The organism is Vibrio sp. TH_r3 (genome assembly GCF_033101115.1).
In the GTDB taxonomy this organism is placed as follows: Bacteria; Pseudomonadota; Gammaproteobacteria; order Enterobacterales; family Vibrionaceae; genus Vibrio.
This window is the reverse complement of record NZ_JAWMPW010000058.1, coordinates 1-1455: the sequence shown is the minus strand read 5'-3', so window position 1 is coordinate 1455 and position 1455 is coordinate 1. Positions and strand designations below refer to the sequence as shown.

Here is a 1455-nt window from a genome sequence, read left to right as displayed (position 1 = left end):
CGTCGAGCGGCGGACGGGTGAGTAATGCTTAGGAATTTGCCCAGTTGAGGGGGATAACCATTGGAAACGATGGCTAATACCGCATACGCCCTACGGGGGAAAGGAGGGGACCTTCGGGCCTTCCGCGATTGGATAAGCCTAAGTGAGATTAGCTAGTTGGTGGGGTAATGGCTCACCAAGGCGACGATCTCTAGCTGGTCTGAGAGGATGATCAGCCACACTGGAACTGAGACACGGTCCAGACTCCTACGGGAGGCAGCAGTGGGGAATATTGCACAATGGGCGAAAGCCTGATGCAGCCATGCCGCGTGTATGAAGAAGGCCTTCGGGTTGTAAAGTACTTTCAGTCGTGAGGAAGGTGTTGTACTTAATACGTGCAACATTTGACGTTAGCGACAGAAGAAGCACCGGCTAACTCCGTGCCAGCAGCCGCGGTAATACGGAGGGTGCGAGCGTTAATCGGAATTACTGGGCGTAAAGCGCATGCAGGTGGTTTGTTAAGTCAGATGTGAAAGCCCGGGGCTCAACCCCGGAAGGTCATTTGAAACTGGCAAACTAGAGTACTGTAGAGGGGGGTAGAATTTCAGGTGTAGCGGTGAAATGCGTAGAGATCTGAAGGAATACCAGTGGCGAAGGCGGCCCCCTGGACAGATACTGACACTCAGATGCGAAAGCGTGGGGAGCAAACAGGATTAGATACCCTGGTAGTCCACGCCGTAAACGATGTCTACTTGGAGGTTGCGGTCTTGAACTGTGGCTTTCGGAGCTAACGCGTTAAGTAGACCGCCTGGGGAGTACGGTCGCAAGATTAAAACTCAAATGAATTGACGGGGGCCCGCACAAGCGGTGGAGCATGTGGTTTAATTCGATGCAACGCGAAGAACCTTACCTACTCTTGACATCCTCAGAAGAGAAAAGAGATTTTCTTGTGCCTTCGGGAACTGAGAGACAGGTGCTGCATGGCTGTCGTCAGCTCGTGTTGTGAAATGTTGGGTTAAGTCCCGCAACGAGCGCAACCCTTATCCTTAATTGCCAGCGAGTTATGTCGGGAACTTTGGGGAGACTGCCGGTGATAAACCGGAGGAAGGTGGGGACGACGTCAAGTCATCATGGCCCTTACGAGTAGGGCTACACACGTGCTACAATGGCGCATACAGAGGGCAGCTAACTAGCAATAGTGTGCGAATCCCAAAAAGTGCGTCGTAGTCCGGATTGGAGTCTGCAACTCGACTCCATGAAGTCGGAATCGCTAGTAATCGTAGATCAGAATGCTACGGTGAATACGTTCCCGGGCCTTGTACACACCGCCCGTCACACCATGGGAGTGGGCTGCAAAAGAAGTAGGTAGTTTAACCTTCGGGGGGACGCTTACCACTTTGTGGTTCATGACTGGGGTGAAGTCGTAACAAGGTAGCCCTAGGGGAACCTGGGGCTGGATCACCTCCTTAAACGATA

The 1455-nt window shown here is 52.6% G+C and carries 1 rRNA gene; it reads left to right on the top strand.

The annotated features are described in order from the left end of the window. Positions 1–1448, top strand: a 16S ribosomal RNA gene (locus R3X26_RS18720); the annotation flags it as partial. Positions 1449–1455: the final 7 nt, after the last annotated feature.